The sequence below is a fragment of the Erysipelatoclostridium sp. MSK.23.31 genome, assembly GCF_019125875.1.
GTDB lineage: Bacteria > Bacillota_I > Bacilli_A > Erysipelotrichales > Coprobacillaceae > Thomasclavelia > Thomasclavelia ramosa.
The window spans coordinates 72531-88932 of record NZ_JAHOCB010000010.1 but is presented as its reverse complement, the minus strand read 5'-3'; the positions used below and the strand labels follow the sequence as shown (position 1 = coordinate 88932).

General features: G+C 32.3%; 18 protein-coding genes and 6 tRNA genes. 16 read left to right on the top strand and 8 right to left on the bottom strand.

The window, feature by feature from the left end:
* The first annotated feature begins 68 nt into the window (after nucleotides 1–68).
* Together KSU54_RS06685 and KSU54_RS06680 are read left to right on the top strand one after the other, a co-directional pair.
* Nucleotides 69–157 (top strand) — tRNA-Leu (locus KSU54_RS06685).
* A gap of 5 nt (nucleotides 158–162) precedes the next feature.
* Nucleotides 163–236: transfer RNA gene (locus tag KSU54_RS06680), tRNA-Gly, on the top strand.
* Between the two features lie 46 nt (nucleotides 237–282).
* On the opposite strand, the gene KSU54_RS06675 is transcribed toward KSU54_RS06680, so the two are convergent.
* Genes KSU54_RS06675 through KSU54_RS06665 form a run of 3 tightly spaced genes read right to left on the bottom strand, consistent with a single transcriptional unit; the run spans nucleotide 283 to nucleotide 2932 of the window.
* Nucleotides 283–1233: an ABC transporter permease gene (locus tag KSU54_RS06675; protein ID WP_003535761.1), complete on the bottom strand. Its 951-nt coding sequence runs from the start codon at nucleotides 1231–1233 to the stop codon at nucleotides 283–285.
* A gap of 11 nt (nucleotides 1234–1244) precedes the next feature.
* Nucleotides 1245–1991: an ABC transporter permease gene (locus KSU54_RS06670; RefSeq protein ID WP_003535765.1), complete on the bottom strand. Its 747-nt coding sequence runs from the start codon at nucleotides 1989–1991 to the stop codon at nucleotides 1245–1247.
* A 2-nt stretch (nucleotides 1992–1993) separates the two neighbouring features.
* The gene (locus tag KSU54_RS06665; protein ID WP_003535766.1) at nucleotides 1994–2932 is read right to left on the bottom strand and encodes an ABC transporter ATP-binding protein; all 939 of its coding nucleotides are present in this window, start codon (nucleotides 2930–2932) and stop codon (nucleotides 1994–1996) included.
* A 181-nt stretch (nucleotides 2933–3113) separates the two neighbouring features.
* Here KSU54_RS06665 and KSU54_RS06660 point away from each other — a divergent pair.
* The 9 genes from KSU54_RS06660 to KSU54_RS06620 all read left to right on the top strand — a co-directional run bounded on the left by KSU54_RS06660 (nucleotide 3114) and on the right by KSU54_RS06620 (nucleotide 7819).
* Nucleotides 3114–3187, top strand: a tRNA-Gly gene (locus KSU54_RS06660).
* A gap of 100 nt (nucleotides 3188–3287) precedes the next feature.
* Nucleotides 3288–3944 (top strand): response regulator transcription factor, encoded by a 657-nt coding sequence (locus tag KSU54_RS06655; RefSeq protein WP_008791188.1) that lies wholly within the window; start codon nucleotides 3288–3290, stop codon nucleotides 3942–3944.
* Nucleotides 3944–5383, top strand: coding sequence for a sensor histidine kinase (locus tag KSU54_RS06650; protein WP_003535768.1), 1440 nt, complete (start codon nucleotides 3944–3946; stop codon nucleotides 5381–5383). Before KSU54_RS06655 ends, KSU54_RS06650 begins: the two co-directional genes overlap by 1 nt.
* Nucleotides 5373–6035 (top strand): hypothetical protein, encoded by a 663-nt coding sequence (locus tag KSU54_RS06645; RefSeq protein WP_217746586.1) that lies wholly within the window; start codon nucleotides 5373–5375, stop codon nucleotides 6033–6035. The genes KSU54_RS06650 and KSU54_RS06645 overlap by 11 nt, the downstream gene beginning before the upstream one ends.
* Before the next feature lie 98 nt (nucleotides 6036–6133).
* Entirely contained in the window at nucleotides 6134–6856 is a 723-nt protein-coding gene (locus KSU54_RS06640; protein WP_008791190.1) for a M15 family metallopeptidase, read from the top strand.
* A 67-nt stretch (nucleotides 6857–6923) separates the two neighbouring features.
* Nucleotides 6924–7436, top strand: a complete 513-nt coding sequence (locus tag KSU54_RS06635) for a hypothetical protein (RefSeq protein WP_003535775.1) — start codon at nucleotides 6924–6926, stop codon at nucleotides 7434–7436.
* A 154-nt stretch (nucleotides 7437–7590) separates the two neighbouring features.
* Nucleotides 7591–7664 (top strand) — tRNA-Gly (locus KSU54_RS06630).
* 2 nt (nucleotides 7665–7666) lie between these two features.
* A tRNA-Asn gene (locus KSU54_RS06625) sits at nucleotides 7667–7742 on the top strand.
* A 1-nt stretch (nucleotide 7743) separates the two neighbouring features.
* Nucleotides 7744–7819, top strand: a tRNA-Glu gene (locus tag KSU54_RS06620).
* A 111-nt stretch (nucleotides 7820–7930) separates the two neighbouring features.
* On the opposite strand, the gene KSU54_RS06615 is transcribed toward KSU54_RS06620, so the two are convergent.
* From KSU54_RS06615 to KSU54_RS06595, 5 genes are all read right to left on the bottom strand, one after another.
* Nucleotides 7931–10417 (bottom strand): ABC transporter permease, encoded by a 2487-nt coding sequence (locus KSU54_RS06615; protein WP_040434160.1) that lies wholly within the window; start codon nucleotides 10415–10417, stop codon nucleotides 7931–7933.
* Nucleotide 10418: 1 nt separating this feature from the next.
* Entirely contained in the window at nucleotides 10419–11102 is a 684-nt protein-coding gene (locus tag KSU54_RS06610) for an ABC transporter ATP-binding protein (RefSeq protein WP_003535778.1), read from the bottom strand.
* A gap of 105 nt (nucleotides 11103–11207) precedes the next feature.
* Nucleotides 11208–11603, bottom strand: coding sequence for a hypothetical protein (locus KSU54_RS06605; protein ID WP_003535780.1), 396 nt, complete (start codon nucleotides 11601–11603; stop codon nucleotides 11208–11210).
* 51 nt (nucleotides 11604–11654) lie between these two features.
* Nucleotides 11655–12182, bottom strand: a complete 528-nt coding sequence (locus tag KSU54_RS06600) for a GNAT family N-acetyltransferase (RefSeq protein WP_003535781.1) — start codon at nucleotides 12180–12182, stop codon at nucleotides 11655–11657.
* Nucleotides 12182–13096 carry an aldo/keto reductase gene (locus tag KSU54_RS06595; protein WP_003535782.1) on the bottom strand — a complete coding sequence of 305 codons (915 nt, stop codon included), beginning with the start codon at nucleotides 13094–13096 and terminating at the stop codon, nucleotides 12182–12184. Before KSU54_RS06595 ends, KSU54_RS06600 begins: the two co-directional genes overlap by 1 nt.
* 84 nt (nucleotides 13097–13180) lie before the next feature.
* Between KSU54_RS06595 and KSU54_RS19135 the strand changes: the two genes are divergently transcribed.
* From KSU54_RS19135 to KSU54_RS06575, 5 genes are all read left to right on the top strand, one after another.
* Nucleotides 13181–13312 (top strand): hypothetical protein, encoded by a 132-nt coding sequence (locus KSU54_RS19135; RefSeq protein WP_003535783.1) that lies wholly within the window; start codon nucleotides 13181–13183, stop codon nucleotides 13310–13312.
* The gene (locus KSU54_RS06590; protein ID WP_003535784.1) at nucleotides 13312–13512 is read left to right on the top strand and encodes a DUF1146 domain-containing protein; all 201 of its coding nucleotides are present in this window, start codon (nucleotides 13312–13314) and stop codon (nucleotides 13510–13512) included. Before KSU54_RS19135 ends, KSU54_RS06590 begins: the two co-directional genes overlap by 1 nt.
* A gap of 43 nt (nucleotides 13513–13555) precedes the next feature.
* Entirely contained in the window at nucleotides 13556–14473 is a 918-nt protein-coding gene (spoIID, locus tag KSU54_RS06585; protein WP_003535786.1) for a stage II sporulation protein D, read from the top strand.
* Between the two features lie 44 nt (nucleotides 14474–14517).
* Complete coding sequence (locus KSU54_RS06580) at nucleotides 14518–15159, top strand: M23 family metallopeptidase (protein WP_003535787.1); 642 nt, start codon at nucleotides 14518–14520, stop codon at nucleotides 15157–15159.
* A gap of 106 nt (nucleotides 15160–15265) precedes the next feature.
* A complete protein-coding gene (locus tag KSU54_RS06575; RefSeq protein ID WP_003535789.1) occupies nucleotides 15266–16255 on the top strand; it encodes a rod shape-determining protein in 990 nt (329 codons plus the stop codon).
* The last annotated feature ends 147 nt before the right edge of the window (nucleotides 16256–16402 follow it).

Here is a 16402-nt window from a genome sequence, read left to right as displayed (position 1 = left end):
CTGACTTTTAATCAGAGGGTCAGGCGTTCGAATCGCCTGCGGGTCACCATTTAAATTTTTATAGCCACGCCCAGGTGGCGAAACTGGTAGACGCACAGGACTTAAAATCCTGCGGACCTTAAAATCCGTGCCGGTTCGATTCCGGCCCTGGGCACCATTTTTGCGGGTGTAGTTCAATGGTAGAACTTCAGCCTTCCAAGCTGACTACGTGGGTTCGATTCCCATCACCCGCTCCATAATGGAGTTAACACACTTACTAAGTAAGTGTGTTTTTTTGTATTATTACCTAACTGACAGCTTTCTTTTTTCAATAACAATTGCTGATATAATTAAAACAAGTGAAAGTAAAAGGGAATAAATTATTCCTGAAGTCGGTAAAACGTTTTTGTTTTCTAGAGCTGAAAGCGTAGTCATAACTTGTTTTTGAGGGAAAAATTGAACAACATAATTAAAAATTTCATTATTTGTTACTTGAGTGATCCCGCCAGAGACAATAGTTCCAATAATTGCAAACATATTTCCAAACATCATACTTTCTTCCAAAGATTTTGATAAGACATTACTCCAAAGACCGAATGAAGTTGCAAAGAAACATAAAAGTGCTAAGATTAAAATGAATTTCCAGAGTGCAATCGATAAAGTGATCTTAAAAACAAAAAGAGCACTGCAAATGATTATCGTGGCAGGAATAAAAAGAAAAATATAAACAACAATAAAATGACTCAATAAATACTGATAACAACTTACTGAAGTACTCAAGATGCGTTTGTTGATGCCAGTTCGTTCATCAAAGTAATATTTATAAATTTGTCCGCCAAGAAGAAGTATCACCATCATTAAGAAGCCTAATATATTTGAAGCACTGCCACGCTGATTATCATTAACGGGTAAGCTGTTTATTTGACCATTTACTAAGAGGGTGATAGTTTGGTTATACGTTTCACCTTTAGTGGATAAGACATCAATATTTTTATCATCTTGGACCATTACGGCATCATATTGATTTAAGACAAGTTCGGAGGTACTAGGAAGAGTATCTAGATAAGTATATTTGATCTGAGAATTTTGAGATGTGTCTATATCTCCCACGATTCCTATTTGTATTGTATGAGAAATGCAGTTGGTAAAGTATATTGCAAGTGCAATGATAATAGGAATCAAAACAAGATAAGTAATTAGAAATGCTTTGTTGTGCTTGATTCGATATAATATTAGTTTTATGAGTTTGTACATTCTTTTTCCTCCTAAATATAGTCTTCTGGACGATAGTTTTTGTGGACAACAAGTAGTAAAAGTGAAGATAGTGTCAAAAGAGCAAACATGATCCACCAGTAATTAGTACTTTGTCCATCGTAAATTAATTGAAAAATACAATCGACAGTCCATTTGATTGGTGAAAAACTTGCAATCTTTTCAAAAATAGCACCTAAACTCGCGATTGGGAAAAAGATTCCAGATAGAAAGCCTAATACAGACATTGAGTTTGATAAAATAATATTTGTGAGTTCTTCACTATGAAGAGTAACACAAATAGCACTGCTTAATATTGTAAGGAATAGAACAAAGTTTATTATTAAGAGAATTACATATCCGATTTTATCACTACCGAAGTTTACCAATGATATCGTATCAAAAATAATGATATTGATTGTTAAGGCAAGTGCCATGAATAAAAAACATGTGAGAATCTTTGAGCTGTAGATCGACACGCGAGATACAGGGCTGTAAAAGATTCGGGTATTTCCGTTTTTGATATGCTTTTCTAGAAAAGCATTAGCAGGGACAGTAGCGCCCATCATCGCAATAAAAAATATCATTGTTACACCGTAAAAATCATAGGAACTGATTATAGTTGTATGATATAAATTATCAAATAAAAACCCCATTAATAAAATTAAGATTGTAGGAAAAATAAGAAAAACAGATAAGGTACCTGGGCTGGAAATAAGATTATATAGATCGTGTTTAAATAAAGTCCAAAATTTTATCATGATCAATCCCTTAGCTTCTTCCCAGTTAGACCTAAAAATACCATCTCTAAATTTCCTTCTTCTGTTTCCATTTTATTAATATGACATTTTTTGTGAACAAAAAGCATAATGATCTTATCTAATGCGTCGTAATTTTTAGAAACTGTGATTTTAAAATTATCTGCATTAGTTTTGATCTCTTCAACACCATTGATAGTACTTAGTGATATTGCTAGATCGGCTGGAAAATTATCAGCATAGATGGTGTAGATAAGAGTGTCTTTATATTTGGCTAAAAGTTCTTTTAATGTTCCTTCGGCGATCTTAGTGCCTCTATCCATAATAACGATTCGATCAGCGATTTCTTCAACTTCTTCCATATAATGGGTCGTATAAATAATAGTTGTACCTTTTTCTTTTAACTCCTTTAATGAGGATAAAATATAATTTCGTGATTGTGGATCAATTCCTACGGTTGGTTCATCTAGAATTAATAATTTAGGATTATGGGCAATTGCACAGGCTATATTTAAACGTCGTTTCATTCCACCGCTAAAGGTTCTAGGATCATCATTTTTTTTATCGGATAAGCCGACAAAAGTTAAGGCATTCATTACTTGTTTTGGTAAATCTTTCTTTTTAACACCGTATAATGAAGCGAAAAAGGCTACATTATGATAGGCTGAAATATCTTCGTATAATGCAATTTCTTGAGGGACAATACCGAGTTGAGCTTTTATTTTATTAGAGTGAGATGTTAAGGGCAAGTTAAATATGTTAATGGTGCCAGTATCACTGGTTAAAAGTGTTGATAGAATATTGATTGTGGTACTTTTACCAGCACCATTAGGCCCTAATAAGCCAAGAATCTCACCATCATAGACGTTGAAAGATAAGTTATTGATAGCCTTGTTATGCTGGTAGCTTTTATTAATATTTTTAACTTCTAAGATTTTTTTCATATTATTTCCTCCTATCTACAATATAGCTAATTTAGTTTGTAGAGACTACAAACTCTACTTTGCTTTTAAGGAACTATTGGTTGCAAAGCTGGTTGCGAATAAAAAAATGATATTTTTTATAAAAAAGTGTTGCAGATCATATAGAGATAATGTTAATATATATAAGTAACGAAAATGAAATGCGGGTGTAGTTCAATGGTAGAACTTCAGCCTTCCAAGCTGACTACGTGGGTTCGATTCCCATCACCCGCTCCATAATGGAGTTAACACACTTACTTAGTAAGTGTGTTTTTTTGTGAAATGATGCTAATAAGATGCAATTTTGATGTACGATGAAAGTAATAGAGGTGATACTATGAATAAAATTTTGATCGTTGAAGACGAACAGGCAATTTGTAGACTGATTAAGATTAACTTATCAGATGCTGGATATAGCTGCAAATGTGCTTATGATGGGAAAGGAGCAATTGAATTAATTGAGTATAATCAATTTGATTTAATTTTACTAGATATTATGTTACCAGAAATTAATGGCTATGAATTAATGGAATATATTCGTCCTTTAGAAATTCCAGTGATTTTTTTAACGGCTAAAGGTGATGTAAAAGATCGGGTTAAGGGATTGAAACTGGGAGCTGAGGATTATATTGTTAAGCCTTTTGAGATTATTGAATTAGTTGCTCGGGTAGAAACGGTACTGCGCCGTTATCATAAAACATCAACAGTTTTAAGTGTTTATGATATTAGTGTAGATACACTTTCACGAGTAGTGAAGAAAAATGATCAAGTAATCAACCTAACAGTAAAAGAATATGATTTGCTACTGTTGTTTATTCAAAATAAAAATATTGCTCTTTTCCGTGATCGAATTTATGAAGCGGTATGGGGTGATTATTATATGGGAGATAGCCGAACTGTTGATCTTCATGTACAGCGAATGCGAAAAAAGCTTGGATTGGAAGATAAAATCGTACCAGTTTACAAAGTTGGTTATCGTTTGGAGGGAGATTGATGAATTTTTTTTGGAAGCTGTATTTTAGTATCATGGCAATAACGCTCACCTGTTTTAGTGTGGGAGGCTATATGCTGATTCAAACGAGCTTCGATAATTCCTTCGAACGCGAAGTGGAGGGTGTTTATCAAGAAAATGATATTTTAGTTAATTCGTTAACTTTAGAATTGCTCCCGCATCTAGAGGAACTTACGATAAAAGGCGGAACTTTTCAAGAACGGCTTGATTTGCTTAAAAACTTAGTTTCTAATATGACAGTTGAGACATTTAATGGTAATGTTTCGTTTTGTATTCGAGCGGAAAATGGAGATGTAGTATATCAAAATGATACTTTTAATGATGACCATAAATTGTTTGATAAAATATCTCAAAATGAGCGGGGGTATATTGTTCAAAAAGATAAGGAGCATTATAAGTTACAATCTCTTCGAATCTTTTCTTTGAATGGGACTAAGTTGTATTTTGAAAATGCGCGAGATATTTCTGAACTTTTTTTAAATCGTGAAAATCAATTTGGAACACTGTTTTATTATACGATTATATTATTATTAGCTAGTGGAGCAGTTATTTTTGCTGTAACTAGATGGTTGGTTAGCCCAATCAAAAAGCTGTCTAAAGCTACTAAAGGGGTGGCTGATGGACATTTGATTGTTCCTGTAGTAGTTAGCAGTGAGGATGAGATCGGTCAGTTAACAAAAGATTTTAATACTATGACTGAGCGTTTGAGTACAACGATGAAAGAACTGCATGAAGCGGTTGAACGTCAAGAAGTATTTGTCGGAAATTTTGCCCATGAATTAAAAACACCTCTGACGTCGATCATTGGTTATGGTGATATGTTACGTTCGAAACGTTTGAATGAAGAAGAAGTTATTGGCTATTCTAATTTGATTGTTGAAGAAGGAAGACGTCTTGAGGCAATGTCAATGAAACTGCTTGAATTGATTGTTTTGAAAAAACAGGATTTTAAAATGTATTGGGTTACAGCTGAGACATTTTTTCAAGGAATTGTAGATACTGTAGATTTATTGATGAAAGAGCAGCAAATTGAGTTTATTATTGAAATTGAGCCTGGAAAATTGTATATTGAACCAGATTTAATGAAGACAGTGTGTTTAAATTTACTTGATAATGCCCGTAAAGCAGTTGGACAAAACGGTAAAGTATATTTAAGAGGAAAGGGATTGGCAACAGGGTATCAGTTTGTTGTCAAAGATAATGGTTGTGGTATTGCAGCAACGGAATTGAGTAAAATTAAAGAAGCATTTTACATGGTTGATAAATCACGTTCACGAAGTGCTGGCGGGGCTGGGTTAGGTTTAGCGATATGTGAACAGATTATTGAACTGCATCATGCATCAATTAATTTTGAAAGTGTTTTGGGACAGGGAACTACTGTAACCGTTGTTTTAGAAGGAGTGAAAGTTGATGAGGTATAGTAAAAATATTATTAAATTTGCAGCTGCAATAATTCTGTTGATCATCATTCCGTTAGTTCCGTTAACAGTTTCTAAAATACAAGATGATAAATTAATTGAGCATCTTCAGGTCGAAAAAATAAAAAGTGATAATAATGAAATTCAAACAAGTAAGTTGACGATCGCTGAAAAATTAGAGTTGATTGGTGACTATGAAAATAAGGAAAAAAATATTATTACTACGACACAAGTTCAAGATATGAGTGATGAAAATATTACGAGAATCCGAACGATCATTAATGAGCAATTAGTTATATTGAAGAATCTTGGTATTTTAACTGATTTTAATTTTGACGGAAATTATGTGTGTTATAATTATACATTAAGACGCTATAGTAATGTGATTGATTCTAGTAAAAGTGTCAGTGTTTATCAGGTGAATTTTACGAATGAAGAAGGAATCTTTAATGCCACTATAGATGTTGATACGCACTTAATATATCAATATAATTATTATAATAAAAAATATATAGCAAGAAATTATGAAGTGATTTATACTTTTGGAACAGCATATCTTGGTTTGACTGAACAAGAAACTTATAAGTATTTATTCGGAATAATTGATAATCGCACCGATTCAGTAAGTGTTTCTAGTTATAATGATATTTATTGATACAACTTTGATGCTTCTTTGGTGATGTTTCTATGCATCTCTTTTATACACTTGAAAGTGTAAAAGAGATGTTTTTTTATTGAAAGGGGTAAGGTGAAGTGAAACAGATTAATAAAATGAAAGTGTTAGTAGTTACTTTGTTGATGATTGGGTTGGTTATGAGTTTATTTATTTTAGTTAACGATCAAGTTAATCAAAGTAATAATCAGCTGATAGCTGCTAATAAGGTTAAAACTAACCAAAATAAATCGGCTAATAGTGTGGTTAAAGATGAATTATTAACATTGGTTAATTTTGAAAATACGATACCTAAAGATTGGAAAGTTGATTTAGTGCAATTGAATAATGGGCAATCAGTCGATCGGCGAATTTACGATGATTTAATAGCAATGTTACAAGCGGCTAAAAGTGAGGGATTAAATCCATTGATTTGTTCTTCCTATCGGACAAATGAGAAGCAAGAACAACTTTATCAAAATAAAGTAAGTGAATATTTAAGTCAGGGATATTCAAAGGTGGAAGCTAGCGATAAAGCAGCTTTTTGGGTGGCAAGACCGGGAACTAGTGAACATCAGTTAGGTTTAGCAGTAGATATTGTTTCAACAAAAAATCAGCGCCTTGATCGTAGCCAGGAAAACACAGTTGAACAACAATGGCTAATCCAAAATAGTTGGAAGTATGGGTTTGTTTTGCGCTATCCGACTAATAAAAATAGTATTACAGGGGTAGGGTATGAACCATGGCATTATCGTTATGTTGGGAAAGAACACGCTAAAAAAATAAATGAGCTGGGTGTGTGTTTAGAAGAATATGTAAAATAAAGGAAAATGATAAAAGTTTATATTGAATTCACATCAGTGTATAATATTTATACGTGAGGTGATATAAGTGACAAAAAGATTTGAGTTTGATGATGATTTAGAGGAGTTAGATATAGATGAGCCAGAACAAGATGAAGCGGTGGAGGAGACGGGAAATAAAAAGCAACGTCGTCCAAAAACTAAGAAAAAGAAAGTAACAAAAACAAAGCGAAAAACAAAGACTAAAACTAAAGTGAAAAAGGAAAAACAAGGACGTTCTAAGTTTTCAACTTTTATTTTATCATTATTGATCTTGCTTATTATTACCGGAGCATGTGTTGGCGGTTATTTTGCTTATGAATATTACATAGATCAACAAAAGCAGATTGATAATTTGCAAGAGCAGTTAGATGATTCCAAGAAAGAAAATAATTCTACTAAGCAAAAAGAAAATAAGAATGATACTAAAAAAAAGGATAATCAACAAAGCGATGATGCTGGTACTGATGAACCTCCAGTTGAAGATAATACTTCGAATGGAAATACTTCTGATCAAGAAGGAACGAATGATACGAATAATGAAACTACCGAAATGCAATGAACTGTGAGCATATCGGTGGTTTTTTTCTTAACAAAGGCAAACAAGAAAAGAAACAAAAAAATTGCGAATTTTTTTAAAAATTACTTGCAATCATATTTTATTAATGTTATTATAGACAAGCAGTAGTCGTTAGGACCTCTGCTAAGAAGACAATGCGGGTGTAGTTCAATGGTAGAACTTCAGCCTTCCAAGCTGACTACGTGGGTTCGATTCCCATCACCCGCTCCATTGCTTGAATAGCTCAGTTGGTAGAGCAATCGGCTGTTAACCGATCGGTCGTAGGTTCGAGTCCTACTTCAAGCGCCATGGCCTGTTGGAGAAACGGTTAACTCACATGCCTTTCACGCATGCATTCACGGGTTCGAATCCCGTACAGGTCACCATTTGTAAGTTAGTCCAGGATATTTATCTTGGATTTTTATTTTGTTTAAAAAATAACTGATAAAAGAAAAAGAACCTAACATAAAATTGAACTAGGTTCTTTTAACAATTAATTAGTTATTATCATTTTTTAAACCGTCAATGATATTTAATTTCTTAATTTTTTGACTGCTGAAAGCAAGGGTGGTAAAAACAATTACAAAAATTGCAATAGTTATAATGATAAAACTATTGATTGGAACACTGAATGACCGCTCAAATATTGCAGCTAGATTTTCATATAAAAAGTACATGATGATAAAGCCTAGAGGCAAACTGTAAATTAGAGTTTTAATGCCATAGAATAGACTTTCAAAATAAATCATCTTATTAAATGCTCTTGGTGTCATTCCGATAGATTTTAACATTGAAAATTCTTTTGTTCTTAATGCCATACTAGTAGAAATCGTATTGATGATGTTTGCGATACTGATTAAACCGATTAAAATGATAAAGCCATATGTGAAGATGTTAATGATTAAAATAAGCTGGTTTGCCTGCTTGATATCTTCACTTAGGTTAAAGCTGTATAGTGATTCTTCAGGATAATTATCGGTAATTTCTTTGATTTCTTTTAAAACTGCTTCATTATTATTACTCGTATAATAAATATTAGTATTATTTGAGTTTAATTGATACTGATTAATTAATTGGTTAAAAGTATCATTGCTGACTAAAAGATTTAGTGAGTAGTGAGTTTCGTGAGGAGTTTGCCCAAGTAAATACTGATTAGTATATTTAATTTTATTTAAAGTAATTTCAATTTCATCACCATTGTTATTAAATGTAGTTCCGATTAAGTGATCAAGATTTTCTTTTAAGATATCAGTTTGCTTATACTTCCGATTTAATTTAATATTATTTTCTTTGTTGATTAGAATTTGATTTTGAAGTTCTTTATTTAAATTAGGGATACTATCTAAATATTCTTGATTATAAGTAACTAAATTAAGATCAAGGAAATAAGTATTTCCATAGTTTTGTTCATTTTCTGTTAGAAATGATAATAATTCAGGATTAATATTATCTAAACTAGTTTCTAAATTTAATGATGTTTCTTTAGCAACAGCAATTTGAGTCGTATTTTTTAGATGGGCTAATTCGTTAATCAGTTCTTGATTTTGTGAATTGATATTAATATAGCCATCATAGTTGATATTGATTGAAGTCATATCATATGATTCTTTAAGATAATAAGTAAATCCAGAAGCGGTTAAAAAGAGGATAGAACTAATGATTAATGAAAATAGGGTGATTCGATAACGGTTTTTATTACGCTTAATATTTTTCATCGCTAAATCACCTTCAAAGCCAAATATTCGGCGAGTAAGGAAACTTGTTTTAATATTTCGCACCTTGATTTTAGTATCTTGTTGATTAGTGATTGCTGCAATCGGCGAAATCTTACTAGCGTGATAAGCTGGGATAATACTGGAGATAAAAATTGTGATAATTGCGCAAATAACAGCTATCAAGATACCTTTAAATGAAATTGCTAAAGGAAATCCGATTTCTTGTCCAAGATTAGCTAAGATTGGATTGATGACTTTAAAGGTAACAGCCATTCCTCCAACTCCTGCTATCACACCTAATATAATAGCAATAATGCCAACTACTAAGCCTTCAAAATAAACAGATTGTTTTTTTTGTCGTTTTGTTGCTCCGATACTTGATAAAGTTCCAAGATAACGACTGCGTTCATTTAAGGAAATTGCAAAAGCATTATAAATCAAACCAATAGAACCAATCATGATAATGACAACAACAATGCCAACGGCTGTCATCATTGCTTGGTTAAAACCATCATTATTACTGATTCCGTAATAATAAAGAAGATTTTGATGATAACTAATATCTCCACTGTCTATTCCTAATGATTGTGCGGTATTTGAGCCGTTATCAAAAATATCATTGTCGACATGATTAAGGGTTAAATACATTTTGCTGCTTATAATGCTACTGCTGTTAGCGGTATAAAAGGAATTATAATACGATGCTTGATCGAGGTAAGTAGATTGATAAATACCGACAACTTTAAATGTTTTGACTGGTAGGGCAGCAGTAGATTCTAGTTGTTCGGTTTCAATAAATTTATCAGAAATTTGTGTTGCTCCAGTTTTAACAGTAATTTCGTCACCGACCTTTACACCATTTTGAGTTTGATAATACTTTGAAATAATGATTTCATTACTATTTGCTGGATAGTTTCCTTTCAGTAGTTTTATTTCTTTGGAGTAATTGTCTAATTGATTTAGTTCAATGAAAATAGGATTGTTTTCATCAATTAATAAAGTATCAATTTTTTGGAACAAGACACTATTTTGATATGCATCATCATTTTTTAAGCTGTCGATCTGTTGTGAGGTGAGGTTATCATAAGCAACATGCCAGCTTCCATCATAACTAGATACCTCAAGGCGCATCATTTCCATAAATGAGGTTACGAATGTAGTTACTGCGGTAAACATTGCGACTGATATGATGATTCCGACAATGGTTACAACGGTTCTTTTTTTGTTGGCTAATAATTGTTTTAGAGTAAGTTTATTAATAATATGCATCTTAGCCACCTCGCTTTAAATCACTGATTATTTTGCCATCTTTGATAGTGATTACTCGGTTGGCAAGTTTAGCGATATTATTATCATGTGTAATAATAATGATTGTTTGATGATATTTTTCATTTGCTTCTTTTAAAAGACGTATGATTTCATCACTGTTTTTACTATCTAGATTGCCGGTTGGCTCGTCAGCAAGAACTAATGAAGGTTGATTAATTAAAGCCCGAGCGATTGAAACTCTTTGTTGTTGACCGCCGGATAGTTGATTGGGCAAATGTTTGAGACGATTGCTTAAGCCAAGTTGTTCGATAAGGGTATTAAATCGTTTCTGATCAACTTTTTGGTGTGCTAACTGTAAGGGAAGGGTTATGTTTTCTTTAACATTTAAAACGGGAATCAAATTATAAAACTGATAAATTAAGCCAATCTCATTACGCCTAAAAATAGCTAAATCATTTTCGTTGAGTGTATAAATATCAGTATTATTAATAATTACTTTACCGCTGCTTGGATGATCAACACCACCGATTTGATGCAATAGGGTACTTTTTCCACTGCCACTAGCACCAATAATAGCGATGAATTCACCTATTTCAACATCAAAAGAGACATTATCAAGGGCAATGACATGGTTATTTTCATCTCCATATATTTTAGACAAATTTTTTACACTTAATATATTCATATATTTCTCCTAACTGTATCATTGTTTATAGTACAGTTAGATAATAGCACAGAGATAACTGTATTACAATAGATAATACAGTTTAAATTAAAAATATCACTAACATTATTTTGTTAGTGATATGTGAGTCAAGCCGATAGCGTGATCATTTAAAATTCCTGCAATATATGTCAATAGTTGCCGTTGGGCTGTTGTGTAGACATCATAGAATGAATTAATATGGAATAATCTAAATGAGTCTCCTTCATAATTTAACATCCAATGAATAGATTCAATAAAACTGCCATGAAATTGTGGTTTTTGAACAATTGGATGATAGCTGGAAGTATTTTCTTCTTGATAAATACGATCGAGCATATTGGCATTATTTTTACAATCGGCGGAAAAATTCAAAATACGTGTTTTAGTTGGATCATCGGGAGCGATTGTTGCAATCAGATCATAATTTGCTGCAGCAAAAAGCTGATTATAAATTAAATTTTTAATTACGGTATTATCCATTTTATCACCTGCTTTAATATATGCACAAAAATAAAAAAGATAACCAATCTGTTACAATTGATTATCTTGATATTTATCACGTGTTAATTCAAAAAGCTCGAGGTCTAAAAATTCACCACGTTTGTAAGCGTGTTTTTTTAATGTTACGAGGTATTCGAAATTATTTGCAAGCAGAACTTTTCTACTGCCGATATTACGACTGAAAATCTCTGCTTTAATAATCTTAGTATCGTAATTATCAAATATATATTTAATAATCATTTTTACTGCTTTTTTCATTATACCTTGATGCCAATAAGGCTCTCCAAGCCAATAACCAATTTCAGCTAGGTGGCTATAAATGTCTTCACCAAAAGTAATAGAAATTGCTCCTGCGAATAATCCGTCGACAATAATAGCATATTCGATTAGGTTATTATTACTGTTTTGAGTAATAAAGTTTAAATAATTTTGAGCGTCTTGTGGTGTATAAGGATAAGGAAAAATATCTTTTAAGTTTGCAGAAACTTGAGGGTTGTTTGCCAAAGCGGCTAAGGCAGATTGATCACTTAGCTGGTAAGGTCTTAATCGTAAATCCATTATGGTAAAGGTTTATCCTCTGCAGTATAAATAGCATACCATTCTTCACGAGTTAATTTAACCTCAACTCCTTTAATAGTATCAAGCATATTTTTTATACTAGTTGTTCCGGCAATTGGCTGCATCTGTGCCGGGTGACGCAAGATCCAGGCTGTTACAATTGCTACCTTTGAAACGTTATACTTATCAGCAAGTTTATCTAGCTGTTCGTTTAGTTTAGGATATTTAGGGTTATCAATAAAAGTATCTTCGCTTAATGAAGATCGTATCGTTGACCATGGCTGAATCGTAATGTCATTTAATCGGCAGTAGTTTAAAATATCGCCATCATGGTCAATTCCTTCATCCATATTGGCATAGATACCGCTATCGATCATTTGAGCGTGTGCCGGACCAAATTGTAATTGATTAATAATGATTGGCTGTTTACAATATTTTTTTAGTAACTCGATCTGACCGGGATTTTGGTTTGAAACACCAAAATATCTTACTTTTCCTGCTTGATATAATTCATCGAAAGCTTCACTAACTTCTTGAGGGTCCATTAGGGCATCTGGACGATGTAGTAATAAAATATCTAAGTAATCTGTCTGCAATCTTGATAAGATATTATCGACACTTGCTAAAATATACTCTTTAGAAAAATCAAAACAAATTCCAGGGCGAATCCCGCATTTTGATTGAATAATCATTTCTTTTCTTAATTCAGGATGTTTTTGTAATACTTTACCGAATAATTCTTCTGATTTTCCACCACCATAAATATCAGCATGATCAAAGAAGTTAATACCAGCTTTTAATGATTCTAATACCAGGTTTTCAACTTCTTCGGGAGTTTTTGATGCGATGCGCATACAACCAAGCGCTACTTTTGAAACCTTTAAATTGGTTTGTGGTAAACTATAATATTCCATTTTATTTCCTCCTTATATAGATACATTTGATTATATCATGATTGTAAAAATCATGGTATACTATATCCAAGGTTAGGTGATAATATGAATGTAAAATTAAAGATTTTTTGTGGCTTTTTAAGTGGTGTAATTATAGGATTTATCTTTTCACCAGTTAAACACGGTGTAAATGTCAGAGTTTGTAATAATGGTAATCATGATCGAGGTGAAGGATAATGTCATATCAAGTTATTAAAATGATTGTTTATGTAGTTTCGGTGATGCTGTCAATGTGGTCTTTAAGTTGTTTTAATTTTGATAATGTAATTCGTAAAGCAAAGGTAAGAGAATTTTATTTATTCTTTTTAATTGCTTCATTATGTTTAGGATATTTATTAGGTTCTTTTATTTTAGAATTTACAACGATTCATTTTTAACATATTTTTAAATCTCTTCCATATAATTATGTGAGGTAATTATATGAAAGAGATAAGTGTTAAATTGGGAGTCGTTTTTTTAATTGCAGTAATCTTTTTATCAATTAATGTTGGGGTAAAAAAAGATGAAACAATCAAAGGTACAGAGACTAAAGAAAAAAAAGAAGAAAAAGAGGAAAAAGCAGTTCAAGTAGCAGTAACAATTGATAATAACGTTAATTATATCGATTTAGATGATTATCTTTTAGGAGTCGTTGCAGGAGAAATGCCGGCAAAATTTGAAACAGAAGCATTAAAAGCGCAAGTTGTCGCGAGTCGGACTTTTGTTTACAATCGCAATTTAAGCGTTGATAATACTACTAATAGTCAAGTTTATTTGACTGAGGATAAAATGCGGGAAAACTGGGGTGATAAGTATGATGAGTATCATCAAAAAATTGTTGCGGCTATCAATGATACTAACGATGAAGTAATGAAATATGAGGGAAAATATATTACGGCAATGTTTTTTTCTTCAAGTAATGGCTATACTGAAAATGTAGAAGATTATTTTGATTCGAGTGCTTTGCCTTATTTGCGAAGTGTTGACTGTCATTGGGATTTATCGATTGATCCAACTAATAGTCGGTCAAAAACTTTTACTAAACAAGAACTAAAAGAAAAATTTAATTGTGATAGCTTAGACTTTAATATTATTGCGTATAAAAAAAGTGGACGTGTTGGAACCCTTAGTGTTGGTGGGAAAAATTATAGCGGACGCAAAGTTCGCGAGATTCTTGGATTAGCTTCAAGTTGTTTTACGATTAAATATGAAAATGGTAAATATACATTTAATACACTCGGTAGCGGTCATGGAGTTGGGATGAGTCAATACGGTGCTCAGGGAATGGCTCTCGAGGGAGCTAGTTATAAAGAAATTTTAAATCATTTTTATACAAATGTTGAAATTGTAAATAATTAGTATAAACCTGATTTTAGTGGAAACACTACAAATGAGGTGAAACAATGAAACTATTTATGAAAAGAAATCGACGGGTTTTAGTCTTTACAACGGTAGTGATGTTATTTTTAGTCGGAGTAGGGGTAATTCAGTTAGTCGTAAATCAATATCGTCCGCTTAAAGACACTGCGGTTGTAAAAGTGGAAGATAATAAAGATAAAGATACTGACAAAGAGGATCCCCAAGCACCAGCAGAAAAAATGGTAAAGCCGGTTGGTGATGACATTAAAATCGTAAAAAAATTTTATGATTCAAGTTTAAGTGATGAAGAATTAGAAAAAGCATTAGTTTATTTTGAAGGTGTTTATCGCCCTAATCTAGGTATTGATTTTTCAAAAGACAATAAAGCTTTTGAAGTAACTGCGGCCTTTTCGGGAACAGTAACTAAGAAAGATAATGATGCACTGTTAGGTTGGATTGTAACGGTAACTAACGAAACTGGTGTCTCTGCAACTTACCAATCTTTAAGTGAAGTAAATGTTGAAAAAGATGCGGTGATTAAACAGGGTGATAAGATTGGAACTAGTGGTGAAAACGTCTATGAATCTGAATTAAAGAACCACTTACACTTTATTTTAGAGAAGGACAATCAAGCATTAAACCCCGAAAAATATTTTAATCAAGAGGTCTCAAAAATAGCGGTATAATCAACCAAATAGTGATAATTAAAAAAATTATCGCTATTTGGTTTTTTGCCTTGTAAATATCTAAATTCATGGTACAATAGTTAAGAAAAAATAAGGAGGACGAATGATGGCATTATCAAAAGAAATTGGTATCGATTTAGGTACTGCAAATATTTTAATTTATGTCAAAGGTGAAGGTATTGTTGTAAATGAACCTTCTGTAGTAGCGATAGATGATGAAACAAAAAAACCTTTAGCTGTGGGTCAAGAAGCTAAAGATATGTTAGGAAAAACACCAGGAAGAGTAAAAGCAATCCGTCCATTAAAAGATGGAGTTATTGCTGATTTTAGAATTACTGAAATCTTAATTACTCATTTTATTAATAAATTAAACTTGAAAGGGATTTTTTCAAGACCAACGATCTTAATTTGTTGTCCATCAAATATTACATCAATTGAAAAAAGTGCAATCAAAGATGTGGCTGAAAGATGCGGGGCTAAACGTGTTTTTATTGAAGAAGAACCAAAAGTAGCTGCAGTTGGAGCAGGGCTTGAAATCTCTAAACCAACAGGAAATATGGTAATCGATATCGGTGGGGGAACTACTGACATCGCAGTATTATCATTAGGTGATATTGTTACTAGCAGTTCTTTAAAAGTTGCTGGTGATGTAATGGATGAAGATATTATTAAATTTGTTAAAGATAAATATAAGTTATTGATTGGTGATCGCACTGCTGAACAAATCAAAATGGAAATTGGAATTGCAATCAAAGGAATCAGCGAAGAAACATTTGAAGTTAGAGGACGTGACTTAGTTACAGGATTACCTCATACAATCACTCTTACAGCTGATGAAACAGAATTAGCATTACGTGAAACTTGCCAAACAATCGTTAGAGAAACTAAGCATGTCTTAGAACAAACACCTCCAGAATTAGCTGCTGATATTATGTCACGTGGTATCTTCTTAACAGGTGGAGGCGCTTTATTAACAGGATTAGATCATTTATTAGAAAATGAGCTTGGGGTACCAGTATTTGTAGCTGATGACGCTTTAAACTGTGTAGCAAATGGTTGTGGTGTCATGTTAGAAAATACTCACTATGTAAAATAATTTTAAGGATATGGAAACATATCCTTTTTTTGTACTGAAAAGTCATTTCAAGAAATACGTTTCATAGATATGAAATGCTGAAACGCAGTACCTAAATGACTTTGGAAGATTGTTTTAAGTTTATTTCTTGTTAAAATTTGAATATAG